The following is a 26,992-nucleotide window of genomic DNA, read 5'->3' as shown; positions in this document are numbered from 1 at the left end:
GGTATCAACATATCTGGCGTTGATTTTTGGCACGCTGTTGAGTTCTCAAGGAACGGACGCTTCCTTTGTACTCACCCTCTCGGGCTTTCCTCCGGGCTTCCCTTCGGTGTTTCAAACTCTATCAGTGTTTTTCCGACTCTCTGACCACCGTCCTGCGGGCACGCAGAAGTTGATCGAGATAGGGTCTGACAAGTTTGGTTGCTGCCAGGCACGGACGCGTGTTTGCGTCACTCAGCCCCAAGCAGGAGTACGACTGTACACGGGGCCTCGAAGGCCATGCAAATCTCCCGGGCTGGTGGTCTAGACCACCAGCCGGTATCTTCCGTGCGGAACCCTCACTTCATCTGACATACGCTGCTGGACAGAGCCGTCCGAGACATGCAGTGACGGCCCGTACACGCAGCTCCACCCCTGGGAGGCTTCCCATGACCACCGTGACGTCCCCTCTTGCAGGACGCGCCATCGGACTGGCCGCAGTGCCGGATCCGGTCTTCTCCGGGGCCATGGTCGGCCCGGGCACGGCGATCGACCCCGTACGTGAACCGTCCGAGGCCGTCGCACCCGTGGACGGCGTGATCGTTTCTCTCCACCCGCACGCGTTCGTCGTCGTCGACGAAACGGGACACGGCGTGCTCGTACACCTCGGCATCGACACCGTGCAGCTCAACGGCGAGGGCTTCGAGCTGCTGGTGAACAAGGGTGACACCGTCACCCGCGGGCAGGCCGTCGTGCGCTGGAACCCGGCAGCCGTCGAGGCCGCAGGCAAGTCGGCGGTGTGCCCTGTAGTGGCGCTGGAGGCCACGACCGAAGCCCTCTCCGAGCTCCGTGACAACGGCGACGTGAAAGCCGGCGACAGCCTCTTCCTCTGGAAGTGACGTCTGCAAGTGGCGTCCGGCAGTGACGTCCATGCCGTCGTAGGACGGCGAACAGGCACGACAACCATCGCGGCGGCGGGACCCGCCGCACTATCGGAGACGGGTGAGATGGAGACAACGCTGCGAGGCGTCGGCGTGAGCCACGGTGTGGCGATCGGCGAGGTTCGGCATATGGGAACGGCGGTGCTGGAGCCGCCTGCCAAGCAGATAGCGGCTGAGGACGCGGAGCGCGAGCAGGGGCGTGCCCGCCAGGCCGTGGAGGCTGTGGCGGCGGATCTGATGGCGCGCGGCAACCTGGCGGGTGGCGAGGCCCAGGCGGTGCTCGAGGCGCAGGCCATGATGGCCCAGGACCCCGAGCTGATCGCTGATGTGAACCGGCGTATCGCCGTCGGCAGCACGGCCGAGCGTGCCGTGTACGACGCGTTCGCCGCGTACCGCGAGCTGCTGGCCGCTGCCGGTGAGTACCTCGCCGGTCGGGTGGCGGACCTCGACGACGTGCGGAACCGTATCGTCGCTCGTCTGCTCGGGGTGCCCATGCCGGGTGTACCTGACAGTGACGAGCCGTACGTCCTGGTGGCGCGGGATCTCGCGCCCGCCGACACCGCTCTGCTGGACCCGACGCTCGTGCTGGGCTTCGTCACCGAGGAGGGCGGGCCGACCAGTCACAGTGCGATTCTGGCGAGGGCCCTCGGTGTGCCGGCCGTCGTGGCGCTGCCGGGTGCCGGTGAGCTCGCGGAGGGCACGGTCATCGCCGTCGACGGCAGTACCGGCGACATCTTCGTGAACCCGAGCGACGAGAAGAAGGCCGAGCTGGAGGCCGCTGCCGCCGAGCGGAAGGCCGCGCTCGCCGCCTCCACCGGGCCCGGTGCCACCGCCGACGGCCACAAGGTGCCGCTGCTCGCCAACGTCGGTGGGCCGGCGGACGTACCTGCCGCGGTCGAGGCCGGGGCCGAGGGCGTGGGCCTCTTCCGTACCGAGTTCCTCTTCCTGGACGACAGCAAGAACGCGCCGACCGAGGAGAAGCAGGTCGAGGCCTACCGGCAGGTCCTGGAGGCCTTCCCGGAGGGGCGGGTCGTCGTTCGGGTGCTGGACGCGGGTGCGGACAAGCCGCTGGACTTCCTGACGCCGTCCGACGAGCCGAACCCGGCTCTGGGTGTGCGTGGGCTGCGGACGCTGCTCGACCACCCCGAGGTGCTGCGCACCCAGCTGACGGCGCTGGCGAAGGCCGCCGAGGGCCTCCCGGTCTACCTCGAGGTCATGGCTCCGATGGTGGCTGACCGGGCCGACGCCAAGGCGTTCGCCGATGCCTGCCGGGAGGCGGGGCTCCGGGCGAAGTTCGGCGCGATGGTGGAGATTCCCTCGGCCGCGCTGCGGGCGCGGTCGATTCTCCAGGAGGTCGAGTTCCTGTCGCTGGGGACCAATGACCTGGCGCAGTACACCTTCGCCGCCGACCGCCAGGTGGGTGCGGTGTCCCGGCTCCAGGACCCGTGGCAACCGGCCCTGCTCGATCTGGTCGCGCTGTCCGCGGAGGGTGCGAAGGCCGAGGGCAAGAGCTGTGGCGTCTGCGGCGAGGCCGCGTCGGACCCGCTGCTCGCGTGTGTGCTGACCGGTCTCGGGGTCACTTCCCTTTCCATGGGTGCCGCGTCCCTTCCTTACGTCCGGGCGACGCTGGCGAAGTACACCCTGGCGCAGTGCGAGCGGGCGGCCGCGGCCGCCCGGGCTGCCGACAGCGCCGAGGAGGCGCGGGAGGCAGCTCAGGCGGTGCTGTCCGGCGAGTAGCGGGACGAAGTCGGTCCTGCCGACGGCTCTGGGAGGGCGCTCCACCTGCGGGTGGGGCGCCCTCCTCCTGTTCAGTGGCTGTGGTGAGGTGTCGGTCCTTCCGGGCCGAGGTCGGGCGGAACGCAGTAGTCGACATCGGATTCCGGGGAGATCAGGTCGCCGGACTCGATGTCGGTGCAGTAGGCGTTGAAGACCTCTCCGGCGGTGAGGGGTTCGAGGCCGTCACCGCGCAGGCGCCAGCCGTAGACGCGGTCGGTGGTTCCCGGCGCGCAGGTGCGCATGACCAGTCCGCCGGGGCTCTGGGTGGCGATGCCGAGGGCCAGGACCGTGGTGAATTCGAGGGCTTCTGCTTCGTCGAGTTGGACGGATCCGTCGCTGTTCTCGTCGGAGTGAAGGACGGAGACGAGGGCCTCCGGGGTACCGGTGACGCTGCACACGAGGTGGTGTTCGCCTGGCTGGGCGGTGTCGAGGATCCGGACGAGAAGGTGGGAGGCGCGGGTGAATGCGGCGCGGCCGATGTCCTCCCCGCAGGAGGCGCAGTTGCCGAGGCGCGCGAGGAGTGTGGTCGCGTACTCCCAGGTGGCCTGGCGTACGGCCTCGTCGACGAGGGCAGGCACCAGTTGGGTCAGGGGTTGGCCCTCGTAGGGCACTGTCGGGCCGGTGGTGGCGAGTTCCGCCGTGAAGCGTGTGCGGCTCGACGGGATGTCCGGGTTCAGGCCCGTCTCCGCGCAGAACTCGGCGTATTCCTGCGGGTCGAAGAGGGCGACGGTGGTGTGGCTGCCCTGTGAGGCGCGGGCCCGCAGGAGGTCTTCCACCTGTTTCAGGTAGGTCGTGTGGTCGTCGAAGGTGAAGCTGCGGTAGCGCCGCATGGCGCGGAAGTCGTGTTCGTCGGTGAGCAGGCCGATGGTGCCGGCGATTTCGCGGCGCAGGACGCGTCGCATGGTCTGGTGGTCGGTGTGCGCCATTTTTCCCCCTGTGCACAGTCGATCAATGCTCACTCACAGTAATCGGCGGCACTGACAACGGCGTCCGGCCCGGGTCTGCCGGGCCGGTGGCGATGGCCGCCGTGACCGTGAGTGGCGGCGGCCGTGGGAAGCCGGCCTCGCACTCGCCGGGGCGTAGGGGGTCCCGCGGGGTCAGGCGCGCTTGCGGGCCAGGTCCTCGTAGAAGTGGAGCAGGTCGAGGTTGTCGATGGAGCCCGCGTTGACCGCCTTCTCCAGGGGGGTGCCCTGGAGCAGCCGCTTGACCGGGACCTCGATGCGTTTGCCGGTGAGGGTGTGCGGGATGCCGGGCACCTCGATGACCTCATCGGGGATGTGGCGGGGTGAGAGGTTCTCGCGGATGGTCTGCTTGATGCGGTCCAGGAGGGCCGGGTCCAGGGCGGCTCCGGGGGCGAGATGCACGAAGAGCGGCATCCAGTAGCCGCCGTCGGGCTGTTCGATGCCGATGACCAGCGATTCCTTGATCTCGGGGAGTCGCTCCACGGCTTCGTAGATGTCGGCCGAGCCCATGCGGACGCCCTGCCGGTTGAGCGTCGAGTCGGAGCGGCCGTGGATGACGACCGAACCGCGCGAGGTGACGGTGATCCAGTCGCCGTGACGCCACACACCGGGGTAGGTGTCGAAGTAACTGTCGTGGTACCGGCTGCCGTCGGGGTCGTTCCAGAAGTGGATCGGCATCGAGGGCATGGGGTTGGTGACGACGAGTTCGCCGACCTCGTCGAGGAGGGGTTCGCCGTTCGGGTCCCAGGACTGGAGGTCGGTGCCGAGGCCGGGTGCCTGGAGCTCGCCGATGTACACCGGCAGGGTCGGGACGGCGCCGGCGAAGCAGGAGCACACGTCCGTTCCGCCGCTGACGGAGGCGATCCACAGGTCCTCGCGGACCTCGTCGTGCAGCCAGCGGAAACCGTCGGGCGGGAGCGGTGAGCCGGTGGTGGCCACGCACTGCACCTTGGAGAGGTCGAAGTCGCGTCCCGGGTGCACGTCGGCCTTGCGGCAGGCCATGACGTAGGCGGCCGAGGTGCCGTAGAGGGTGGCTCCCGTGCGTTCCGCGACCCGCCACTGGGCGCCGGTGTCGGGGTAGCCGGGGCTGCCGTCGTAGAGGACGACGGTCGTACCCGTGAGGAGACCGGAGACGAGGAAGTTCCACATCATCCAGCCTGTGGAGGTGTACCAGAAGAAACGGTCCTCGGGGCCGAGGTCGCAGTGCAGGCCGAGCTGTTTGAGGTGTTCGACGAGGATGCCGCCCTGGGACTGGACGATGGCCTTGGGCAGTCCGGTGGTGCCGGAGGAGTACAGGACCCACAGGGGGTGGGCGAACGGCACCTGTTCGAAGACCGGGTCGGTGTCCGTGCTCGTGAGGGCAGACCACTCCAGGGCGCCTTCGGGGGCCGCGGTGCCGAGGAGCGGGATGTGGACGACGGCGCGCAGGGAGGGCAGTTCGCGGCGGATGTCGGCGACGGTCTCGCGGCGGTCGTGCTCCTTGCCGCCGTAGCGGTAGCCGTCGACGGCGAACAGGATCACCGGTTCGACCTGCTGGAAGCGGTCCAGGACGCTGCGGGCGCCGAAGTCGGGGGCGCAGGAGGTCCAGACGGCGCCCACGGCGGCCGTGGCGAGGAGGGCGACGACGGCTTCCGGGATGTTCGGGAGGTAGCCGCTGACGCGGTCTCCCGGCCGTACGCCGAGGGTTCGCAGCTCGGCCGCCAGGGAGGCGACCTGGCGCCGCAGCTCGGACCAGGTCACGGGTTGCGGCTCATGGGTCTCGTCGACGTACAGCAGGGCCGGTTCGTCCGCGCGGGTGTCGGCTGCCCGCAGGGCGTGCTCGGCGTAGTTGAGGGTGGCGCCGGGGAACCACTCGGCGCCGGGCATCGAGCGGTCGCCCAGCACGCGCGTGCACGGGGTCGAGAACCTGACGTCGAACCACTGGGTGACGGCCTTCCAGAACGTCTCCAGCTCGTCCACGGACCAGCGGTGCAGGGCCGGGTAGCCGCCGTCGGCGGGGGCGCCGTGGTGCTCGGCGGCCCAGGCCTGGAACCTGGTGACCTGGGACCGGGCGATGCGCTGCGGATCTGGCTGCCAGAGCGGCTGGGGGTTCACGGTCGACATGGGGCTGCTCCCGGACTCTGCGCGTCGTGTGCGTCCTCCGCGCACGGGCCAGGGGTGTGCGCGTGACGCGGCTGACAGGGACGATGCCATGTGATCAACTTCAACGCCAGGGTGCGGCCCACATAGTCCGTGTCGTGAAGATGTGGTCCCGGCACGGGTGAACGGAAGTTGAACGGCACACGCGTGCGGGTCAGTGAGTGGCAGGGTGAGCAGCATGAACGGTCGTGACCTGGTGCGCTCGGTGAAGGCGGTCGGCTCGGCGGGGGCGCCCCAGGGGTTGCGTACCGTACGGGCCGCTTGGCGCAGGAGGCGTACCGACGCTGCCGGGCTGCCCGCGCGCGGGGCCGAGCGGGCGCGGGTGCCGGGTCCGGTGCGGAGCGCCGAGCCGGGGCCAGGCGGGGGCGTCGTCCAATTCACCCGGTCCGAGCTGCGGATCATGGTGGCGGTGAACGGGGCGGTCTTCTGGGGCTGGGACGGGGCCGGGCCCGAGCCGTCGTACGCGCTGGCGGGCCGCTGTCCGGAGCCAGATCCGCGGGCGGTTCTCGAGCCGGACAAGGACGACGGCTGGCGGGTGGTGTCCGAGCGGGCGACGGTCGTGGTGTCGCGGCACGGCGCGGTCGAGGTGCGTACGCCAGGTGGGGTGACCGTGCGCCGGGATCTGCCGCCCCGGTGGTGGGAGCCGGTGGAGGGCGGCACGGCGCGCTGGATGCAGCGGTCCGAGGTGGCCGCCGACGCGCGGTTCTTCGGGCTCGGGGGCCGGGCGTCGGGGCCGCGGCTGCGGGACGGCACGTACCGGCTGTGGAACACCGCCCCGGGCCGGCCTTACGGGCCGGGTGACGATCCGCTGTACGTCACGATGCCGGTGCAGCTGGTGGTCGCCGACGTCAGCACCCATCTCGTGTTCCACGACACGTCCTGGGACGGCACCGTGACCCTCCGGGAGGGCGAGGAGGGCGCGGGGTCCGGGCACGACAGGGTGGGGGCGTCGGAGCTGCGGATGGACGGCGGTCCGCTGCGCTGCTGGGTGATGGTGGGCACCCCTGCGCGCGTGCTGCTCGCGTGGGCCTCTCTCACGGGTGCGCCCGCCCTGCCGCCGTCGTGGGCGCTCGGTCATCACCACGCCCGTTGGGGCTTCGGCAGCGAGCAGGAGGTGCGGCGGATCGTCGCCGGGTACCAGGAACGCGATCTGCCGCTCGACGCCGTGCATCTGGACATCGACCACCTGGACGAGCACGAGGTGTTCACGGTCGACCAGGATCGCTTCCCCAAGCTGCCGCAACTGGCCGGGGAACTGCTGCGGGACGGGATCCGGCTGGTGTCGATCGTCGGTCCCGCGGTCAAGGCCGCGCCGGGCAACCCGGTGTTCGACGGCGGGACGGCCGAGGACGCCTTCGTGAAGGACGCGTCCGGACGGCTGGTGGAGGGGGTCGTGCGGTCCGGGGAGGCGGTCTATCCGGACTTCACGCACGCGCGTGTGCGTGAGTGGTGGGGCCGTCTCTACCAGGAGCGGCTGGCGGCCGGCTTCGCGGGCTTCTGGCACGACATGAACGAGCCCACGTCGTTGAACGCCTTCGGGGAGTCGACTCTGCCGCGCTCGGCCCGGCACGCCCTGGAGGGCCGGGGCGGCGACCACCGGGAGGCCCACAACGTCTACGCGCTGTGCATGGCCCGGGCCGGTTACGAGGGGCTGCGCGCGCTGGTGCCCGCCGAGCGGCCCTTCCTGTTCTCGCGCTCCGGTTGGGCCGGCATGCAGCGCTACGGCGGTACGTGGTCCGGCGACGTGGCCACCGGCTGGCCGGGCCTGCGGGCCTCGCTGTCGCTGGTGATGGGGCTCGGGCTGTGCGGAGTGCCGTACTCGGGACCCGACGTGGGCGGCTTCGACGGGAGACCGTCGCCCGAGCTGTATCTGCGCTGGTTCCAGCTGGGCGCCTATATGCCGCTGTTCCGTACGCACGCGAGCCTGCGGGCGGGGCGCAGGGAACCGTGGGAGTTCGGGGCCGAGGTGCTGGAGCACGCGCGCGTGGCGCTCGTTGAGCGCCGGCGGCTGCTGCCGTACTTCATGACGCTGGCGCAGTTGGCGCGCCGTACCGGGGCGCCTTATGTACGGCCCTTGTGGTGGTCCGCGCCCGAGGACCGTGTCCTGCGGGACTGCGAGGACGCCTTCCTGCTGGGCGACAGCCTGCTGGTGGCCCCGGTCCTCGATCCGGGCGGCGACCGGCGGGCGGTCCAGCTGCCGCGCGGGCGCTGGTACGACACGGTGACGGAGCAGGCGTACGAGGGGCCGGGCCAGGTGCTGGTCGAGGCCCCGCTGTCGCGGATCCCGGTGCTCGCGCGCGCGGGTGCCGTCATACCGGTACGGGGCGCGGACGGGGGTCTGGAACTGGAGGTGTGGGCCCCCGCCCGGGGACGGAGCGGGGGCGGCCTGGTCGTGGTGGACGCGGGCGACGGGTGGGAGGAACCGGAGATCGACCGCTACGTCACCCGCTGGCAGGGCCGGAAGGTGGTCGTCCAGCGGGAGGGCGAGGACGGCGTGAGCGAGCCGTCCCTCCCGGTGCGGCTGCGGGGGCTCCCGGCGCGCTGAGCTCAGACGTAGCGGCCCTCGAACCAGGCCCGGACGGCCACGGTGTGCAGGGGGAACGCGAGTTCCTCGGGCCTGCGCAGCAGGTGCCAGCCCTCTGTCTCGTTCGTGGCGGTGGACAGCGGGAGGCCGTCGGCGGGGCGCTCCGGCAGCACCCCGAACAGGAGCAGGTGGCCGTCCTGCGAGCTCAGTGCGTCGACGAGCCGTACGTCGCGGCCGGCCGCCTCGATGCCGGTCTCTTCCCTGAGTTCGCGGACCAGGGCGTGCCGCCAGTCCTCGCGGTCGTCGACGAAGCCGCCGGGCAGGGCGATGCCTCCGCGCGCGGGCTCGACGGTCCGGGTGATGACGACCAGGGCGGTGCCCTGAGTGTCGTATACGGGCTGGAGCGCGACGGCGACCGGCAAGGGGTTGCGGTAGGCCACGGCGGCGCAGACGGGACAGGTGCGGGGCCAGCCCGCGACGCCCTCTCCGTAGGGCGCTCCGCAGCTCGAACAGTGGGAACCGGGAGCGGAGTTGGGGATGGAGTGCTGAGTTTCGGACACGCGGCGGACTGTATCCGATCACCGGTGGCTTCGATTCCGCCGGGCCCTCTGCCTCTTCGCGGTGGTCCGTGCAACACTTCTGACGATCCGTCAGATCTGGTCCGGGGAGGGACGTTGCCACGCACGCGTACACCAGTGGTCACCGGCTGGTTCACCGGTGACGGAGCCGACTTCACGCTTCTGGGCACCCGTTGCTCCGCCTGCGCCTCGGTCTTCTTCCCGCGCGAGGACGGGCATTGCCGCAACCCGGGATGCGACGGTGGCGATCTGGCGGAGATTCCCCTTTCGCGACGCGGACGTATCTGGTCGTACACGGACAGCCGGTACCGGCCGCCGTCACCCTATGTGACCGATCCGGAACTTCCGTGGGAGCCCTGCACGTTGATCGCTGTGGAGCTGGCCGCCGAGCGGATCGTGGTGCTGGGGCAGGCCGTTCCAGGGGTTACCGTCGCCGATCTGACGGTGGGTGCGGAGGTGGAGGTCGTCCCTGGAGTCCTGCACGAGGACGGGGAGACGGTGTTCACGACATGGCGGTGGCGGCCGACGGGGGTGGCGGCATGACGGCAGAGGTGGCGGTGCTCGGCGCGGGCATGCACCCGTGGGGCAAGTGGGGGCGCTCCTTCGTCGAGTACGGCGTGGCGGCGGCCCGTGCGGCGCTGGCCGACGCGGGTCTGGAGTGGCGGGAGATCGGCTCGGTCGTCGGCGCGGACACCGTGCGGGGCGGTTATCCGGGCCATGTGGCGGGGGCGACCTTCGCGAAGGCGCTGGGCTGGCAGGGGGCCCGGGTCACCAGTGTGTACGCGGCGTGCGCGTCGGGGGCGCAGGCGGTGGCCGCGGCGCGGGCGCAGATCCTCGCGGGGCTGGCCGACGTGGTGCTCGTGGTGGGTGCCGACGCGGCTCCCAGGGGGTTCTTCAGGCCCGCGGGCGGTGATCGGCCGGACGATCCGGACTGGCTGCGGTTCCGGGTTCTCGGGGCGACCAACCCGACGTACTTCGGGCTGTACGCGCGACGGCGGATGGCCGTGCACGGCGACACTCCCGAGGACTTCGCCGAGGTCAAGGTGAAGAACTCCGCCATGGGCGCGCTGAATCCGCTCGCGCGCTACCGGAAGCGGGTCACGGCGGACGAGGTCGCGGCCTCCGCCGTGGTGGCCGATCCGCTGCGCCTGCTGGACATCTGCGCGACCTCGGACGGCGGGGCGGCACTGGTGCTCTCCAGCATGGAGTTCGCGCGGCGGCGGGGGGTGGCCGCGCCCGTGCGGATCAGGGCGGTGTCGACGGTGACGCCGACCTATCCGAACACCGTGCTGGACCTGCCCGACATCGCGACCGACTCCGCGGCGGTGGTCGAGCCGGCCGAGCGGACGTTCCGAGCCTCGATCGCGCACGCGGCCTACCAGGAGGCGGAGATCGGGCCGGAGGATCTGTCGCTCGCCGAGGTGTACGACCTCTCCACTGCACTGGAGTTGCAGTGGTACGAGGACCTCGGCCTGTGCGGCGAGGGTGAGGGCGCGAAGCTGCTGCGCGAGGGGGCGACGGCGCCCGGCGGACGCATACCCGTCAACATGAGCGGCGGCCTCGCCTCCTTCGGCGAGGCGGTCCCGGCCCAGGCCATCGCCCAGGTGTGCGAGCTCACCTGGCAGTTGCGGGGCGACGCGGGGCCGCGTCAGGTGGAGCACGCGCGTGTGGGGATCACCGCGAACCAAGGGCTGTTCGGTCATGGTTCGGCGGTCGTGGCGGTGAGGTGACCGGGAGACGCCGCCCACGCCCGTCCCAACCGTTGCCGTCGCCGACCTTGACGCCCCCCGGGGCCCGGTGAACACTTCCGGTGTCGGTCGACATCGCCGTACATTCTCGGCGTTCCAGGCATCACGCCGTGCGGGCCCCATGAACCAAGGCCCTTACCCCCACGGGCGATTCGGCCTCGACGGCACGCTCGTCGCGGACGCCGGGCGGGGCGCGGAATCCTCCCTGCCCTCGGCAGTTCGCCAAGGGAACCGCAACCCTGCACGGAGGTGGACCGGGGCGAGACCGTCCCGGGCCAGGCCTAGGAGCCGCCATGAGCAACGGAGACGTATTCCTCGGTGAGGTCATCGGTACGGCGATTCTGATCCTCTTCGGCGCCGGCGTGGTCGCCGCCGTCGTCCTCAACTACTCCAAGGCGAAGGACGCCGGCTGGGTCGTCATCGCGTTCGGCTGGGGCTTCGGCGTGCTGGCGGGGGCGTACACCGCCGCTCCGCTGTCCGGCGGGCACCTCAACCCCGCGGTGACCATAGGGATCGCCGTCGACACCGGGGACTGGGACCAGGTGCCGGTGTACATCGCCGGGCAGATGGTGGGTGCCATGCTCGGGGCGGTCCTGTGCTGGCTGGTCTACTACGCGCAGTTCCAGGCCAACGCCGACGAGGAGATCGCCCAGCCCACGCTCGGGATCTTCTCCACCGGTCCCGCGATCCGCAATCCCGTGGCGAACCTCGTCACCGAGATCATCGCGACCGTCGGTCTGGTGCTGCCGGTCCTGGCCTTCGGGCTCACCAAGGGGCTCGGCGAGTCGGGTACCGCGGTCCTGGTCGTCTCGTTCCTGGTGGTCGGCATCGGTCTGTCGCTCGGCGGGCCCACCGGATACGCCATCAACCCGGCCCGTGACCTCGGCCCGCGCATCGTCCACACCCTGCTGCCGATCCCCAACAAGGGCACCTCGGACTGGGGTTACGCGTGGATCCCGGTGGTGGGGCCGCTGATCGGCGGCGCGCTGTCCGGACTCGTCTTCAAAGCGGCCTTCTGAGAGCACGGCTCCCGGCACACAGCCCTCGTGAAACGCACCCGTTGCGCAACGCAGCCCCTGTGCAACCCACTTCTGAGCAGGAAACCGACGAAGGGGACGTCATGACGGACAAGTTCGTCGCCGCCATCGACCAGGGCACCACCTCCAGCCGCTGCATCATCTTCAACCAGGACGGCGCGATCGTGGCCGTCGACCAGCGTGAGCACCGCCAGATCTTCCCCAAGCCCGGCTGGGTGGAGCACGACGCCACCGAGATCTGGTCCAAGGTGCAGGCCGTGGTCGCCGGGGCGATCGCCAAGGCCGGCCTCCGCGCCGAGCAGCTCAGCGCGCTCGGCATCACCAACCAGCGCGAGACGACGGTCCTTTGGGACCGCGCCACCGGCAAACCCGTGCACAACGCGATCGTCTGGCAGGACACCCGCACCGCGGCCCTCACGAACCAACTGGGCGGCTCGGACGGTCAGGACCGGTTCCGCGAGCAGACCGGACTCCCGCTGGCCACCTACTTCTCCGGCCCGAAGGCGGCCTGGCTGCTCGACAACGTGCCGGGGCTGCGCGCACGGGCCGAGAACGGCGAGATCGCCTTCGGCACCATCGACTCCTGGCTGATCTGGAACCTCACCGGCGGCACGGACGGCGGCCGGCACGTCACCGATGTGACCAACGCCGGGCGGACCATGCTGATGAACCTGGAGACCCTCCAGTGGGACCAGTCGATCCTGTCCGCGATGAACGTGCCGGAGGCCGTGCTCCCCGAGATCAGGTCCTCCGCCGAGGTCTACGGCACCGCGGTCGGCCAACTCGCGGGCGTGCCCGTGGCGTCCGCGCTGGGCGACCAGCAGGCCGCCGTGTTCGGACAGGCCTGCTACGACGTGGGCACGGCGAAGAACACCTACGGCACGGGCTCCTTCCTGCTGCTCAACACGGGGAACCGGCCGGTGCCGTCGAAGAACGGGCTGCTGACGACCATGGGCTACAAGATCGGCGAAGAGGCGCCGGTGTACTGCCTGGAGGGGTCGATCGCCATCACCGGGGCTCTGGTCCAGTGGTTCCGCGACCAGCTCGGCATCATCCGTACCGCCGACGAGATCGAACCCCTCGCCGCGAGTGTCGACGACAATGGCGGCGCGTACATCGTGCCCGCCTTCTCCGGGCTGTTCGCGCCCTACTGGCGCTCGGACGCGCGCGGAGTCGTCACGGGCCTGACGCGGTACGTCACCAAGGCCCACCTCGCCCGCGCGGTGCTGGAGGCCACGAGCTGGCAGACCCGTGAGGTCGTGGACGCCATGTACCAGGACTCCGGGGTGCAGATCACCACTCTCAAGGTCGACGGCGGCATGACCAAGAACAACCTGCTCATGCAGCACCAGGCCGATGTGCTGGACGTGCCGGTGGTCCGGCCGAAGGTCTCCGAGACCACGTGCCTGGGCGCCGCGTACGCGGCCGGGCTGGCCACCGGTGTGTGGAACGACCTGGACGAGCTGAAGTCCCACTGGCAGAAGGACGTCGAGTGGACGCCGGACATGGGGTCGTCCGTGAGGGACCGCCAGTACCGCAACTGGCGCAAGGCCGTGGAGAAGAGCTTCGGCTGGGAGGAGGACGGCGAAAGCTAGCCACGCGCGCGTGGTGCGGTGAAGCCGCGGCCCGTACCCCTGTCGGCGGGGGTACGGGTCGCACCCCCGCCGGTGCTCTCAGGTGGTGACGGTCCGGCGCTGTGCCGAGTACGCCATCGCGTGCTGGACGACGCCCACGAGGACGTCCTTGACCGACTGCCTGTCCCGGGCGTCGCACAGCACGATCGGTACGTCCTCGTCCAGGTCGAGAGCCTGGCGTACGTCCTCCTCCGGGTAACGGGCCGCTCCCTCGAAGCAGTTGACGCCGACCAGGAAGGGGATGGAGCGCCGCTCGAAGTAGTCGATGGCGGCGAAGCAGTCCTCCAGGCGGCGGGTGTCGGCGAGCACCACGGCCCCGAGGGCGCCCTCGGAGAGCTCGTCCCACATGAACCAGAACCGCTCCTGTCCCGGCGTGCCGAACAGGTACAGCACCAGGTCCTCGCGCAGGGTGATGCGCCCGAAGTCCATGGCGACGGTGGTGGTGCGCTTGCCCTCCACGCCGCTGGTGTCGTCGACCGGGCGGCCCGCCTCGGTGAGCAGTTCCTCGGTGCGCAGCGGCCTGATCTCGCTGACCGCGCCCACGAGCGTGGTCTTGCCCACGCCGAAGCCGCCGGCCACCAGGATCTTGAGCGTGACGGGCTCGACCGGGGGCTTTCCGCGCTCAGAACGCCCGAAGATCATTGGTCTCTTTCTCCTGCTTGCTGCTTGCTGGGGGCGGCGCCGACGTCAGGCGTGCGCGGTCACAGGGCCCTGAGACCGTTGATCACATCGCGCAGGATGCTTTCGTCCGGGAGCTCGGCGGGCGGCACCGGCCGGTTCACATGAACCCACTCGGAGGCGACGAGGTCACCGATCAGGACCCGTACGACCCCGATGGGCAGGTCGAGTTCGGAGGACAGCTCGGCGACCGACTGGGGGTTGTCCCGGCACAGGTCGACGATGTCCACGTGCTCGGGGGACAGCGACTGGTCCCCTTCGGGATCGTCCGTGTGGGGTTCGGCGACGACGACCGCGATGAGGTCGAGACGGTGCTGGCCGGCACTTGTGGTGCGGCCGCGTGTCATGGCGTACGGACGGACCACCGGTCCGGCCTCGTCGTCGAACCAGTGGCTTCTTCCCTGACCGTCTGTGCTCATGCCATCTCACTACCCGCCCTGAGGCAGATCGGTGCGCGGAGCGGCGCCGAGATGCACACCGACCCGCTTGACCAGGAGCGTCATTTCGTACGCGACGAGGCCCACGTCCGAGTCGGCGTCCGAGAGGACGGCCAGGCAGCTGCCGTCGCCGGCGGCCGTCACGAACAGGAAGGCGTCGTCCAGCTCGACCACGGTCTGGCGGACGTTGCCCGCCTCGAAGTGCCGGCCCACGCCCTTGGCCAGGCTGTGGAAGCCCGACGCCACGGCGGCGAGGTGTTCGCTGTCCTCGCGGGTCAGGTCCTGGGACACGCCGGTGGGGAGGCCGTCGCTGGAGAGCACCAGGGCCTTGCGGATGCTTGCGACACGGTCCACCAGGTCGTCGAGGAGCCAGTTCAGCTCGCCGGACTTGTCGGTCGCCTTCGGTGCGGTCATCGACCGTCCCCCTTTGTCGTTCGTTGTGGTGCTGTGCCGCCTGACGTGTCGTCGCCCGCGGCGTTCTCCTCGCGGCCGCGCTGCCAGCCGCGCTGGAGCGAGGCCATACGGCTGCGTACCTCGTCGGCGTCCCGGTCGGCGGGCTTCGCCTGCTTCCGTGGGCGCCGGTCGGGTGCCTGCTTCAGCTGCGGGGCCAGGTTGGCCTGCCGGACGCGGCGGGGCAGTGGGGTGGCGCCGGGACCGGAGTCCTGCGGCTCACGCGGGTCGCCGCTCCCGGAGGCGCCGGGGACCGACCTGACGGGGCCGAGCACGGGCGCGCCGGGCCTGCCGCCCGCGGGGACGGCGGAACCAGCGATGCCGGTCGACCCGGTGACTCCGGAAGCCCCCGTGGCCCCGGAACCGCCGGCCGCCCCAGTACCTCCGAGCGCCCCCTCGTCCGCCCCGCCCCCGCTCGACGCGATCTCGGCGCGCCGGGTGCGTCGGGGCAGTGCGGGGGATCCTGACGGGCCGCCGAGGTCACGGCCCCGCGCCGCCGAGGAGGTCGGCGTCTGCGTCAGCTCGTCGAGACGGTCGGCCACGCCCGTGCCCCGGCGCAACGCCGCGGCACGGCGCCGGCTGGGCAGCGTCGGAGGCTCCGAGCGCGAGGCGTCCGCGGTGGCCGAGGGCGCCGTATGGGGGCGGGGGTCGCCGGGGCCGATCGGGGCTGCCGCGTCCTTCTCCTCGCGGCCCGGCCGCTCGTCGGTGACCGGGCGGCCGTGGGAGCTGACCAGTTTGGGGGTACGGCGGCGGGGCGGCGACACCAGGTCGTCCGGACCGTCGCCGAGACCGGCCCCGTCGGTGTCCAGTCCGTCGTCGTCCACCTGGGCCAGGGAGCGGCGCGGCCGGAACAGTCCGCCGCGCTCGTCCTCGGAGTCGAGCACCCCCGGGAAGTCGGTCAGGGCGTCCAGGTCGACGGGAGCCTCCAGTTCGACCGGGCCGTCCAGGATCGCGGGCGGCATGGCCGGCCCCCGGGTGAGGGAGACCCGCTGGGCCGCCTCCAGTTCGGCCTCCTTCGAGGGCCCGGGGCGGTCGAGCCGGAAGCCGATGCCGTTGGTGTCCGGGACGTCGTCGGTCAGCAGCGCGTCGGGGATGAAGACCACGGCCGTCGTGCCGCCGTACGGCGAAGGCTGGAGGGAGACCCGGACGTTCTGCCGCTGCGCGAGCCGGCTGACCACGAACAGGCCGAGGCGGTCGGTGTCGGAGAGCTCGAACTCCGGTGTCTCCGCGAGCCGGAGGTTGGCGTCCAGCAGCGCGTCGGCGGCCATGCCGAGTCCGCGGTCGTGGATCTCCAGGGTGAAGCCGTTGGCGACCCGCTCGCCCAGGACCTGGACGGCGGTGTGCGGCGGGGAGAACACCGTGGCGTTCTCCAGGAGTTCGGCCACCAGGTGGGTGAGGTCGGCGACGGCCGGTCCGGTCACGGCGACCCTGGGCAGCCGTCGGACCTCGATGCGCTCGTAGTCCTCGACCTCGGCGACGGCGGCGCGTACGACGTCCATCAGCTGGACGGGTTTGCGCCACTGCCGGGAGGGGGCGGCACCGGAGAGGATCACGAGACCCTCGGCGTGCCGGCGCATACGGGTGGTCAGGTGGTCGAGGCGGAACAGGTCGGCGAGCTCGTCGGTGTCCTCGGTGCGGCGCTCCATGGTGTCGAGCAGGGTGAGCTGCTTGTGGAGCAGGACCTGGCTGCGGCGGGCGAGGTTGACGAACACCTCGGAGACACCGGCGCGCAACTCGGCCTGTTTCACGGCGGCTTCGACGGCTGCGCGCTGGAGGGTGTTGAGGGCCTGGCCGACCTCGCCCATCTCGTTCTTGTCGTACTCGAGGCGCGGGACCTCGGTCTCGACGTCGACCTGTTCGCCGACGGACAGGCGGCGCATCACGCTGGGCAGGCGTACGCCGGACGCCTCGTGGGCCTCCAGGCGCAGTTGCCGCAGGTCGCGGATGAGGGCGCGGCCCACCCGTACGGAGAGGATCAGCGAGGCGAGGAGCGCGACCAGACCGAGGACGCCGACCGCGGCGGCCTTGATGATGACGCCGATCGCCTCCGGCTGGACGCGGTCCTGGAGGCGGTCGCTCGCCTGGTCGTCGAGCTTGGCGAGTTCGTCGAGCGCGGTGCCCGCGGCGGCGTCCCAGCTCTTGGCGCTCACCTTGCTGAAGGGGCCTGGCTCGGCGCCGGCGACGGACTGCTCGGCGGAGCGCAGGGGCGCCGTGCCGGCGTTCTTCCAGAAGCGCTCGTACCGCTCGCGCTCGGACGACGGCAGCACGCCCAGGCTGACGTCGTACATCAGGGTGCGCTGGGCGACGAGGTCGGAGACGTCACGGATCTCGTCGTGGCTGAGCTTGCCCACGACCAGGGAGGAACCGAGCAGGGCGTCCTCGCGGGAGAGCAGTTCACGGGCGCGGGTGATGTTGACCAGAGCCCGTGCCTGCTTGTCCAGTTCGACGCTGTCGACGCCGTCGAGGGTGGCGAGGAGGGCGTAGGCCGGGTCGACGAGGCGGTTGTACTGGTCGAGCGCCGTGAGGCGGGTGACGGTACGGTCCTCGACGCTGCGGCGCAGCGAGTCGATGCCGTCGAAGGCGTCCTGGACGGCGGTGAGGCGTTCTTCGTCGTCCTGGTCCAGGCCGTCGCGGACGTCGGGGTCGTGCGCGTTCTTCCGGAACTTGGCGATGGCCTCGTCCGAGGCGTTCCGCGTGTTGCGCAGCGCGGACAGGGCGTCCGAGGCGCGCGGGTCGGCCAGGTAGACGAGCGACTGGCGGCGTTCCTGCTGGAGCACCCGCACGGTGTCCTCGATGGGATAGGCGAGCTTCTCCGTGACGGCCGACACCTGGAAGAGCTGGGCGACCTCACGTCCCGTCAGCACCGTGGCGAAGCCCCACACCGCGATCAGGGACACCAGCGGCACGAGAAGCAGCGCCACGATCTTCCGGCGGATCGACTTCCCGCGAAAGCGCATGGCCTCCCCCAGCTCGACCCCCATCCGCCGGGGGTACACATGTACGTCAACAAACGGCGCGAGCCTACTACCGACGCAGGCGTAACTCGAAGCTCCGTCCGGAACCTGAACTTCCGCTCCACGGTTCGGACATGGGGAGTTGTCCGGCCATTGCGGGAGATTGCCTCCCGTCACCAGGCAGTCCACGTCAGACCGGAACCGACCACCCCGGTCTCGTGGTTGGCTTGATTTTTTCGTTTCTTTGACGTTGTGCGGGAATCTTGAAGGAGTCTTGTTCGTCCTTCTCTTAGGGAAATGGCGGTGGATTCGGCCACAGGAGCCGCATCTGCAACTGGGCGGCGTAAAGCAGCGCAAGCCGGGCAGCCAATCTGAAGCCCGGTCCACGGACACCGGGACGAGGGGACTGCCGGCGGTGGGGAGTGACACGGTGATGGGCACGGCGGAACGGCAGGAGGCGCCGCGGAGCGGCGTGGACACGGCTCGTTCGAGGCCACCGGGGCGCTCCGGGGCGCCGGTTCACGACAATCAGGCGAGGGCGGGCGCACGAAGCGTACGTAACGCGGTCCGGGAGGAGCCGTACCGGCCATTGTGGGTCGAGGAGCCCGCGCGCAGGCGCCGGCTGCCCGATCCGGTGCGGACCTCGGCGGTGCGAGCGGGGCTCATCATCGCCGTGACCCTGCTCCAGGCGATGGTGGCCTTCCTGTGCACCATGGCGGGTTCATGGCTGGCGTTGCCGATGGTGATCAGCAGCGTGGCCAGCACGGTGGTGGCCACCTGGAGCGCGCTGGACGTGTGGGTGACCCGCCAGGTGTGGAACCAGCGCAACGGCGTGGTGTCGACCCCCAGCAGCACGGCCCGCGCGCTGCGGCGCGAGCGGCGCAAGACCCGTCGGCAGGCGCGGCTCGCCGAGCGGACACAGGCGCGTGTACGGCGGCACGGCGGCAGCAAAGCGCGGCTGTCCCACTCCTGAGCCACTGAGCTACTGAGCTACTGAGCTACTGAGAGTCGTACCGAGTCACCGGCGGCCGCTTGTGCTTCCTCGTGAAGTCACGGCGGCCGCCGGTGCTTTCCTACGAGGTCGCGGGCGCCGGGCGCTTGAACATCCGGGTGGCCGTGATCTCGCTGTGCACCGCCTCGCCCGCCTGGGGTTGCTGCGGCAGCCCCGGGCGGAGGTGTTCCTCCACGCTGATGTACTTCAGGCCGGCCCTGAGGTCGGCGTCGTTCCGCAGCCGGATGACCAGCGGGAACTCGGCCAGCGCGGTGGTGTCGAACAGGCCCGTGGTGTAGAGGAGTTGGACCCCGAGCGCGTCGGAGACGGCCCGCTGGAGCTCCAGCAGATACGTGGCGTTGGCGCGGCCGATCGGGTTGTCCAGGAACAGCGTGCCGGCGTGCCGGTGCTTGTCCCGGCCCCGGTCGTTGGAGCGCAGGGCCGCCATCGTGCAGTACAGCGCGATGGCCGCGGTGAGCAGCTGGCCTCCGGAGAACACGTCTCCCATCTGTCCCACGGGCACCCGCTCGGCGCGCAGCACCGCGTCCGGCTTGAGGATCTCGACGGCCACTCCCCTGGGCTGGAGCGCGGCCGCGACTCCCCGCAGCAGCAGGGACATGCCGTCGCGTCGCAGGTCGGAGTTCTTCTTCACGGCGGCGCGGGTCGCCTCGTCGATGACCTCGCCGAGCCGCTCGGTCAGCGTGGCCTGGTCGGGCTCCTCGAAGCGGATCCGCAGGAACTCCTGCCCGGACCACTCGCCGAGCCCCTCGGGCAGCCGGGACAGCCGCTGGGCGGACCTGAGCGTGGCGAGGGCGGACTCCACGAGCCCGCGCAGCCGGTCCACGATCGAGTCGCGGTTGCGCTCCAGCTGCGCCAACTCGTCGGTCAGCACGCGGAGCCGGGGCGCGAAGGCGTCCGCCCACTTCTGCGCGTGCTCGGGCAGCGCGGAGGCGGGCAGCTCACGGATCTGCTGGCGTGCGGGGGTGCGGACCTGCTCGTAGCGCGTGGAGTTGGCGTGCCGGACGAGCACATCGCTCGCCTCCCGCACGGCGGACTCGGCGGCGGACAGGTCGGCGGCGCAGCCGCGCAGCGACCTGCGGGCCTCCGCCGCGGCCTGCCGGGCCTCCTCGGGGCTGCCGGGGTAGGGCTCCGGCTCCTCCTGCTCGTCCTCCACAACGTGCTCACGGAGCAGGTCGCGGAGCATCGCGGCGATCTCGTCGAAGCCGCTCGCCGCGTCCTCGGCCGCCCGGTGGGCGCCGAGCAGCTCCGCGTGCGCCTCCCTGGCCTGCGCCAACGCCTCGGTGCGGGAGGCCAGTTCGGAGGTGGCCGTGCGCAGCAGCGCCTGCGCGTGCTCGGCGTCGCGCGGCTCCAGCTCCTCCGGCAGCTCGGTGTGGGCCTCGCCGTCCTCGGGCGCGTGCCGCTCGGCCTCCCCGCGCAGCCGGCCGAGCTGCTCGCTCGCGGTCGACATCCGGGTCTCGAGGAGCTGCACCAGCTCCTCCGCGCGTGCGGCGGCGGCCTGCCGGGAGGGCCCGTCGGAACCGTCGGTCGACTGGAGCAGCTGTTCCGCGCGCGTGCGGACCTTGTTGCTCAGCCGGTCCCACTCGGCCAGCGCACTGCTCTCGTCGCTCTCCGCACGGGCCTGCTCGGCCCGCAGGTCGGCGCCCACGCCGACCTTCTCGTACACCTGGGAGGCGGCCCGGTAGGCCTCGCGCAGGGCAGGCAGCGAGGCCTGCGGCGTGGCGGTCGCGTCCTCCGGCACGTCGTCGGGGGCGCCGGCGATCTCGGCGCGCTCGGCGCGCAGCGCGCGGGCGGTGCGGCGGGCGTCGTCGGCGGCCCGCTGGGCACCGCGCCGGTCCTCGTCGGCGGCGCGGGCGCGCTCCAGACACGTCTGGGCGCGGGCCTCCGACTCGGTGGCCTCGTCGGCCAGTTCCCGCAGCTTGACCTGCCAGCCGGCCCGCTCGCGCAGCCGGTAGGCGAGACCGGCGAGGGCGTCGGCGGCCCGCCGGGCCTTCTGGGCGGCCTCCTGCCGCTCGTCGCGCGTCTGCGCGGCCTCCGCCGCCGCTTCGTCGGCCTCGGCCCGAACGGTGCGCGCCTCGGCCAGCTCGGCCTCCGCCTCCTCGGCGAAGGCGCGGGTGTCCTCGGCGGCTCGGGCCAGCTCGACGAGCCGGCCGGCCGGGCAGCCGGTGCGCCAGGAGGCGAGCCGGGCGGCCAGTTCACGGTCCTTGCCGAGCCGGGCGGCGAGCGACCGGATCTCCTCGTCGCGCTCACCGGCTCGTGCGCGCAGCGCCTGGCGCTCCTCGTCGGCGGCGTGCTCGTCGTGCATGGCCGGGTTCGGCGGTACGAGGAAGACGTCGCCGCTCTGGGAGTCGGGTGCCGGAGTCGGCGCCAGGAGTGCGGCGGCGGTGCCGACCGCGACGGCCGAACGCGGCAGGAGGGCGGCGTCGTTCAGCGCCTCGCGGGCACGCGCGTGCGTGCCGGGGTCGGTGATGATCACGCCGTCGACCAGTTCCGGCCTCGCGGCGAGCACGCGTGCGTGGTCGGCGGGGTCGACGGCCTGGGCGAGATAGCGCCACCCGGGCAGCGCGGGGATGCCGTTCTCGCCGAGGAACTCGACCGTGGCCAGCACGTCGGGGCCCGGCGGCAGCAGCCCGCCGTCACCGAGCGCGCCGAGGATCCGGGAGTCGTCGGCCGCGGCGGTGCGCAGCTCGAAGAGCTGGCGTTCGGCGGAGGAGACCGAGTCGTCGAGCAGTTCCCGCAGTTCGTCGGCGAAGCGGTCGAGCTCCTCGGGCGTGAGACCGCCGGTGGAGTCGGGGTGCGGACCGGCACCGGCACTCTCCGCGGGGCCGTTCTTGCCGTCGGCCCCGGCGCGCGGCCCCGGGACCGCCCCGGAGCCTCCGGGTGCCCCGGTCAGGCTCAGCAGCTCCGCGAGCCGCTCCTCCCCCGCCAGGCCCTCGGCGAGCCGGCGCTCGGCCTCGTAGGACCGCTCCGCCGCGGCGGCCGCGTCCTCCGCGCGGGCTGCCGTGAGTTCCGCGCGGGACTCCGCGGAGGCCGCCTCGCGCGCGTGCTCGCTCGCCCGGCGGGAGGCCTCGCGGGCGGTGTCCCAGGCGGCCACCGCCGTCTTCTCGGCGTCACTGGCGGCGAGCGCCGCGCGCGCCGGGTCGGCGTCGGGGGCGCTGTCGTCGAGCCAACCGGCGCGGACCGCTTCGGCGGTCTCCTGCTCGACCTCGCTCAGCCGCTCGCGCAGGTGCCCCACCTCACTGCGGGCCCGCTGTGCCTCGGTGGCGGCCGCGGTGGAGTCCCGGTAGGCCGTCTCACCGACCTCCTGGAGGGCGGCGGACCGCTCCTCCTCCTCGTTGGCGAGGGTCTCGGCGCGCTCGGCGGCCGCGTGCAGGGCGCGTACCAGCTCGACGGCGGCCTTGGCGCGGGCGGCGAGGGCGGGGGCCGCGTCCCGCTCGGCCTCCTGGATGGCGGCGGCGACGCGCGCGACCCGGTCGGCGGCGGCGCGGTGCCGTAGTACGGCCTCGGCGGCCTGCCAGGCTGAGTGCAGCGTGCGCGCGTCGGCGAGCTCGCGCTTCTGCGCCGCGGCCGACTTCTCGGCGGCGGCGAGGGCCAGGGAGGCGTGCCGGTAGGCGAGTTCGGCGGCGACCAGTGCGCTGCGCTCACGGCCGCCCTCGGCGTGGGTGACGGCGTACGCGGCGGCGGTGACCCGCTGGGCGAGATCGGCCGCCCGCACCCGCTCCCGCACGCCCCGCGCGGACAGCCGCCGGGCCAGGGTGCGCGTACGGCGTTCGGCGCCGGTGTGGATGTCACGGGCGCGTGAGCGTGCCTCGGCGGCCTCGACGATCCGGCCGAGCAGGTCCACCGACCCGGCGGTGAAGTCGCGTTCGGCGATCAGTTCGGCGCGGCGTCCCAGCTTGTTGCCGAACCCGCTGACCAGGTCGGCCAGTCCGTCGGTGTCGCGGGTGTCGGTGACCGCGCGCAGCAGCAGGTCGGTGAAGTCGGAGTCCTTCTTCACCGCGAAGAGACCGGCGGCCTCGCCCTCGTCGGCGTTCATCTCCCGCTGGTAGCGGAAGAGTTCGGGGTCCAGACCGAGGTCGCCGAGGTGCTCGATCCAGCGGTCGTGGATCTCCTCCCAGTGCACCTCCAGATGCGGATACGCCTTGCCCGCCTCGGTGATGGCGTCCCGGAAGCCCTTCATGGTGCGCCGACGGCCCTGCGCGGCCGACTGGCCCTCGGCGGGGGGCCGTACGCCGGTGGACTCGGCGACCGGAAGGCTGTCCAGCGAGAGTCCGGGCCCCGGCCGGAAGGAGTACCAGGCCTCGGCGAACTTCCGCGGGTCGTTGGAGATCTGACGGCCCCGCCACTCGCTGACCTTGCCGACGACGACGCATTCGCCGGTGAGGGTGTGCTGCCACTCCAGGGCCACGTGCCCGCAGTCGTCGGCCAGCAGGAACTTGCGCAGCACGCCGGAGCTGGCGCCGCCCAGGGTGTTGCGGTGACCGGGCAGCATCACCGAGAAGATCAGCTTGAGCAGGACGGACTTGCCGCCGCCGTTCTCCAGGAAGAGCACCCCGGCGGGCGCGGGCCGGCGCGGCGGGCCGACGGGCTCCTCCTCGAAGAACTCCGCCTGGGTGGGCGCGGGGTCGGGCACCTCGGCGCCGACACCGCGCAGGTCCAGAACGGTGTCGGCGTAGCGCGCACCGGCGGGACCGATGGAGTAGAGGCGGATCCGGGACAGCTCGTACATGGCGGACTCTCGTAGGTCTTCGGCAGGTCGGGGTGGTTCAGGAGTGGAACGGCAGCCCGGCGTCGGCCACCAGCTCCGCGTCGTCGTCCGCGGCGGGCACCAGGGTCGGAGTGCCGTCGGTCACCGGGACGACTCCCAGTTCGAGGAGCTCGGCCATGGCGGCGCTGCCGGCCATGTCCCGCACCTGGAGCTGGTAACGAGCCGTGGTCCGGTAGGTACCGCCGTTGTCGTCCCCGGTGCGCTGGAGGAAGCCGGAGTCGGTGAGGAAGGCGGCGGCCTTGCCCACGATGCCGGTGGTGGACCCGGCGAGGCGGCGGGCGTCCTTGGTCGCCCCGGCGGCGCTGCGTCTGGCCCAGATCCGCCAGGCCGCCTCCAGGCCAGGGGCGTCGGTGGCCGGGTCGGTGTTCTCGCCGGCCTCCTCGGCCCGCTCCTCGAGGCGTCGGCAGGCCTGCCGTACGAAGGCGTCGACGCCGTTGACCGAGACGCGCCCGATGTATCCGTCGTCGGCGAGGTCCTCGGGCCGCGGGAACGCCATGGCGGCGACGGCGAGATGGGCGAGCCCGTGCAGGAACCGGTCGCCGCCGTCGGCCGACGTACGACGCGCGTAGTCCCCCATCCGCACGGCGAACACCGAGTCCTCGGCGGCGGTGACGGCCATGCCCGCGCGCGGGGACACCTCGAGGACGATCAGGCCGAGTCCGGCGGCGACGGCGTCGGCGAGCCGGGCGAACGGCGGGTCCTCCCGGTAGCGCCGCAGCAGCTCGGCGTACTCCTGGTCCCGCGCGGGCTGGAGTTTGGGCTGGAGTCCGAAGGCGACGAGCCGAGCGGCGTCGGCGGCGTCGGCCGGGGTGACGGCGGCGGGCACCGAGGGGGTCGGGGAGGCCTCCGTGTCGCTCCACTCGACTTGCTCACTCACGGCTGGGGCTCCTTGTCGCGCTCTTGCTGGCTCATGCTGCTTCCGTCCGGTCCGCCGCCATCCCCAGGGCGTCCAGGAGAGCGGTGCCGACGATGAGGTCGGCGCCGCCGAAGTCCGGGTCGTCGAGTTCCGTGCCGTCGTCCACGGCGAAGAGCAGCTTCTCCTCGCCCTGGCGGTAGGCGGTGCCGACCGGGGGGCTGGCCGCGTGGAGCGACATCAGGGCCACCAGGTAGGCCAGGTCGAAGCCACCGGCCCGGCGGGCATCCGCAAGGAGTCCCGACAGGCGCCGGGGTGCGTCCGCCGGCAGGTCCAGCAGCTCCTTCGCGGCCGCCAGCTGCTCCTCGCTGAACCGGCTGTCGTCGGGGGTGGCGATCAGGTCCGGCTCCGGCATTTCCGCGCCCAGGTGCTCCCGCTCCATGGGCGGGGTCAGCAGTATGTCGACGAGGTCGCCCACCCGCACCGACACCGGTGTGCGCATGCCGGTCCCGCGCGCGAAGAAGGCGTCCGTGACCCGCGTGGCCTGTTCCAGCGGCAGGGGCAGCACGGGCGCGACGAGGTGGCCGTAGAGGTCTATCCCCGCCGTGGTCATGGGGGTGGCGAAGGCCTGGCGGTCCTGCTCGGCGCGGAACAGCGGGCCCGCTTCCAGGAGCCGGGACTGGAGCTGGGTGTGGCGGCGGATGCAGTCCTTGACGATGTCGACGAGTTCGGCGGCCCGGCGCTTCTGCTCGGGGTCCTCGGACTCGTCCCGTGCCTTGCGGATGTTGGTGAGGATCGCGTTCTCGTGGCGGTACCGGTCGGCGACGTGGTCCAGCGCCTCGGCGATCATGTCCGGCACGGAGTTCAGCCAGTCGACGGCCCGGACATTGCGCCGGGTCGCGTCCAGCGCCCTGCGCAGGGTCTCGGAGTACTGCACGGTCCGGTACCGGGCCTGCTCGGCGGCGAGTTGGGCGTCGGCGAGGCGGCCGCGGCTGATCAGCACCTCCAGCTTGACCTCGGCGGCGATCTGGGCGCTGGTGACATCGGTGTCCAGGGCGCCGACCAGGACGTTGACCGCCTCGTCGGTCGTGCGGAGGTAGACCGAGCCGCCGGGGCCAGGGACCTCCTCGATCAGCTTGAAGTCGTAGTCGCGCCGGACATAGGTGCCGTCGGGGGCGAATGTGCCGTAGACCGCCCGGAATCCGCGGTCCACGCTGCCGACGTTGATCAGGTTCTCCAGCACCCAGCGGGCCACGCGCTCGTGCTCGGCGACGGGCCGCTGGGGGGCCTGGGCGGCGATGCGCGGGATGAGGCGGGCGACGATCTGGTCGTGGTCGGCGCCGGTGTCGAAGTCCATGTTCAGGGTGACCAGGTCGATGCCGGCGAGGGCCACCTCGGCCATGCCGTACACCGAGTACTCACCGGCGAGGTTCGCCTTGCGCGCGTCCAGGTCGTGCAGCGGCGCGGTGCACGCGAGCGCGCGCAGCCGCCGCGCCAGTCCCTCGTCGGCGGCCGGGCCCGGTGCGGGGCGCGGCCCCGCGCTGAACTGGGGCGGAACGCTGTCCGTCGATGCAGGCGAAGTCACGGTGCACAGACTAGGTGCTGGGTCTGACAACTCCCCAAACGACGCGGATCGCCTCCGGCGGTAGGGCGGGCGACTACCTGTTGCCGATCGCCTGCGGTCCGGTGGGGGCTGATCGCGCAGTTCCCCGCGCCCCTGACTAGGTGTCCTCGCCCACCCTTCGTCTGTACACCTCGACCACTCGCCCCAACGAATCCGCGAGGTACACGGCCAGCAGCCGTTCCGCCTCCTTCCGGTCGCCCGCCTCCAGCGCCTCCAGGATCTGCTGGTTTCTGGCCAGGTACGGCTCGTGCAGGGACTTCGGGTCGTCCACCACGTGGAACGCCAGGCGGAGTTCGGCGAAGACGCTGCGCATCAGTTCGTCGGTGCGGTCGCTGCCGGCGAGGGCGACGAGTTCGCGGTGGAAGTGGATGTTGGCCGTGCCCAGCGTTTTCCAGTCACCTTCGCGTACCGCGCGCTGCCCCTCGGCGACCGCCTCGGCGAGCGCGTCCAGGGCGTACGGCGGCTCGCCGAGACCGCGGACGACGGCGCACTCGACGAGGGCGCGGGTGCGGTAGATGTCGTCGACGTCCTCGACGGTCAGGACCCGCACGAACACGCCCCGGTTCAGTTCGTGGACCAGCAGGCGCTCGTGTGTGAGCAGCCGGAACGCCTCACGCAGGGTGTTGCGGGAGACCCCGAGCGCGCCTCCGATGCTGTCCTCCGAGAGGCGTGTCCCTGGCGGGAAATAGCCCTCGGCGATGCGGCTCCTCAGGATGTCCGAGACCCGCTCGGCCGTGCTGGTGCGGCCCAGGAGGGCACGGTCGTCGGCCAGTCCGCTCAGCTGCTCTGCCATGCCCGGAATTCAACCGCAGTGAGGAGAACGAAACAACAGGGGTATTGAAGGATCGTTGAACGATCCTCTACGTTGCTGGCACACCGCACGGTTCAGCTCCGCACCCTCCGT

At 71.8% G+C, this 26,992-nt stretch carries 19 protein-coding genes; 8 read left to right on the top strand and 11 right to left on the bottom strand.

From position 1 onward, the window contains the following. Positions 1-425 precede the first annotated feature (425 nt). Together IF54_RS0123095 and ptsP are read left to right on the top strand one after the other, a co-directional pair. Positions 426-875, top strand: coding sequence for a PTS sugar transporter subunit IIA (locus IF54_RS0123095; RefSeq protein WP_030321694.1), 450 nt, complete (start codon positions 426-428; stop codon positions 873-875). Between the two features lie 108 nt (positions 876-983). After that, the gene (gene ptsP / locus IF54_RS0123090; protein ID WP_030321692.1) at positions 984-2,654 is read left to right on the top strand and encodes a phosphoenolpyruvate--protein phosphotransferase; all 1,671 of its coding nucleotides are present in this window, start codon (positions 984-986) and stop codon (positions 2,652-2,654) included. A 71-nt stretch (positions 2,655-2,725) separates the two neighbouring features. Here ptsP and IF54_RS0123085 read toward each other — a convergent pair whose 3' ends face one another. Together IF54_RS0123085 and IF54_RS0123080 are read right to left on the bottom strand one after the other, a co-directional pair. Then, positions 2,726-3,619 carry a hypothetical protein gene (locus tag IF54_RS0123085; protein ID WP_030321690.1) on the bottom strand — a complete coding sequence of 298 codons (894 nt, stop codon included), beginning with the start codon at positions 3,617-3,619 and terminating at the stop codon, positions 2,726-2,728. 171 nt (positions 3,620-3,790) lie between these two features. Next, entirely contained in the window at positions 3,791-5,758 is a 1,968-nt protein-coding gene (locus IF54_RS0123080; protein ID WP_030321686.1) for an acetoacetate--CoA ligase, read from the bottom strand. A 214-nt stretch (positions 5,759-5,972) separates the two neighbouring features. Here IF54_RS0123080 and IF54_RS0123075 point away from each other — a divergent pair, with 214 nt between their 5' ends. After that, complete coding sequence (locus tag IF54_RS0123075; RefSeq protein ID WP_030321684.1) at positions 5,973-8,339, top strand: glycoside hydrolase family 31 protein; 2,367 nt, start codon at positions 5,973-5,975, stop codon at positions 8,337-8,339. Positions 8,340-8,341: 2 nt separating this feature from the next. Here the strand turns inward: IF54_RS0123075 and IF54_RS0123070 are convergent, their stop codons facing one another. Continuing rightward, positions 8,342-8,878: an NUDIX domain-containing protein gene (locus IF54_RS0123070; protein WP_030321682.1), complete on the bottom strand. Its 537-nt coding sequence runs from the start codon at positions 8,876-8,878 to the stop codon at positions 8,342-8,344. Positions 8,879-9,013: 135 nt separating this feature from the next. On the opposite strand from IF54_RS0123070, the gene IF54_RS0123065 reads away from it, so the two are divergent. From IF54_RS0123065 to glpK, 4 genes are all read left to right on the top strand, one after another. Further along, a complete protein-coding gene (locus IF54_RS0123065; RefSeq protein ID WP_030321679.1) occupies positions 9,014-9,439 on the top strand; it encodes a Zn-ribbon domain-containing OB-fold protein in 426 nt (141 codons plus the stop codon). Next, positions 9,436-10,626, top strand: coding sequence for a lipid-transfer protein (locus IF54_RS0123060; RefSeq protein ID WP_030321677.1), 1,191 nt, complete (start codon positions 9,436-9,438; stop codon positions 10,624-10,626). Before IF54_RS0123065 ends, IF54_RS0123060 begins: the two co-directional genes overlap by 4 nt. A gap of 311 nt (positions 10,627-10,937) precedes the next feature. Then, positions 10,938-11,663, top strand: a complete 726-nt coding sequence (locus tag IF54_RS0123055) for an MIP/aquaporin family protein (protein ID WP_030321676.1) — start codon at positions 10,938-10,940, stop codon at positions 11,661-11,663. Between the two features lie 101 nt (positions 11,664-11,764). Then, positions 11,765-13,276 (top strand): glycerol kinase GlpK, encoded by a 1,512-nt coding sequence (gene glpK / locus IF54_RS0123050; protein WP_030321674.1) that lies wholly within the window; start codon positions 11,765-11,767, stop codon positions 13,274-13,276. 78 nt (positions 13,277-13,354) lie between these two features. Here the strand turns inward: glpK and IF54_RS0123045 are convergent, their stop codons facing one another. From IF54_RS0123045 to IF54_RS0123030, 4 genes are read right to left on the bottom strand one after another with little or no spacing between them, the layout of a single operon-like run. Beyond that, entirely contained in the window at positions 13,355-13,957 is a 603-nt protein-coding gene (locus IF54_RS0123045) for a GTP-binding protein (protein WP_030321673.1), read from the bottom strand. Between the two features lie 59 nt (positions 13,958-14,016). Then, complete coding sequence (locus IF54_RS0123040; RefSeq protein WP_030321672.1) at positions 14,017-14,412, bottom strand: DUF742 domain-containing protein; 396 nt, start codon at positions 14,410-14,412, stop codon at positions 14,017-14,019. A 9-nt stretch (positions 14,413-14,421) separates the two neighbouring features. Continuing rightward, complete coding sequence (locus tag IF54_RS0123035) at positions 14,422-14,844, bottom strand: roadblock/LC7 domain-containing protein (RefSeq protein ID WP_030321671.1); 423 nt, start codon at positions 14,842-14,844, stop codon at positions 14,422-14,424. Beyond that, positions 14,841-17,837: a nitrate- and nitrite sensing domain-containing protein gene (locus tag IF54_RS0123030; protein WP_030321668.1), complete on the bottom strand. Its 2,997-nt coding sequence runs from the start codon at positions 17,835-17,837 to the stop codon at positions 14,841-14,843. Before IF54_RS0123030 ends, IF54_RS0123035 begins: the two co-directional genes overlap by 4 nt. A gap of 430 nt (positions 17,838-18,267) precedes the next feature. Here IF54_RS0123030 and IF54_RS0123025 point away from each other — a divergent pair, with 430 nt between their 5' ends. Next, on the top strand, positions 18,268-18,807 hold the full coding sequence (locus IF54_RS0123025; protein WP_030321666.1) for a hypothetical protein: 540 nt from the start codon (positions 18,268-18,270) through the stop codon (positions 18,805-18,807). 100 nt (positions 18,808-18,907) lie between these two features. Here IF54_RS0123025 and IF54_RS0123020 read toward each other — a convergent pair whose 3' ends face one another. The 4 genes from IF54_RS0123020 to IF54_RS0123005 form a co-directional block, all read right to left on the bottom strand. After that, the gene (locus IF54_RS0123020) at positions 18,908-23,572 is read right to left on the bottom strand and encodes a hypothetical protein (protein ID WP_030321663.1); all 4,665 of its coding nucleotides are present in this window, start codon (positions 23,570-23,572) and stop codon (positions 18,908-18,910) included. A 37-nt stretch (positions 23,573-23,609) separates the two neighbouring features. Further along, positions 23,610-24,488 carry a hypothetical protein gene (locus tag IF54_RS0123015; protein ID WP_030321660.1) on the bottom strand — a complete coding sequence of 293 codons (879 nt, stop codon included), beginning with the start codon at positions 24,486-24,488 and terminating at the stop codon, positions 23,610-23,612. Positions 24,489-24,519: 31 nt separating this feature from the next. Continuing rightward, the gene (locus tag IF54_RS0123010) at positions 24,520-26,049 is read right to left on the bottom strand and encodes a hypothetical protein (protein WP_030321659.1); all 1,530 of its coding nucleotides are present in this window, start codon (positions 26,047-26,049) and stop codon (positions 24,520-24,522) included. Between the two features lie 136 nt (positions 26,050-26,185). Then, positions 26,186-26,881: a GntR family transcriptional regulator gene (locus IF54_RS0123005; protein ID WP_030321656.1), complete on the bottom strand. Its 696-nt coding sequence runs from the start codon at positions 26,879-26,881 to the stop codon at positions 26,186-26,188. Positions 26,882-26,992 lie beyond the last annotated feature (111 nt).

The organism is Streptomyces sp. NRRL B-3229 (assembly GCF_000719505.1).
GTDB lineage: Bacteria > Actinomycetota > Actinomycetes > Streptomycetales > Streptomycetaceae > Streptomyces > Streptomyces griseorubiginosus.
Note: the sequence above shows the minus strand (reverse complement) of the source record. Positions and strands in the feature narration are given on the sequence as shown.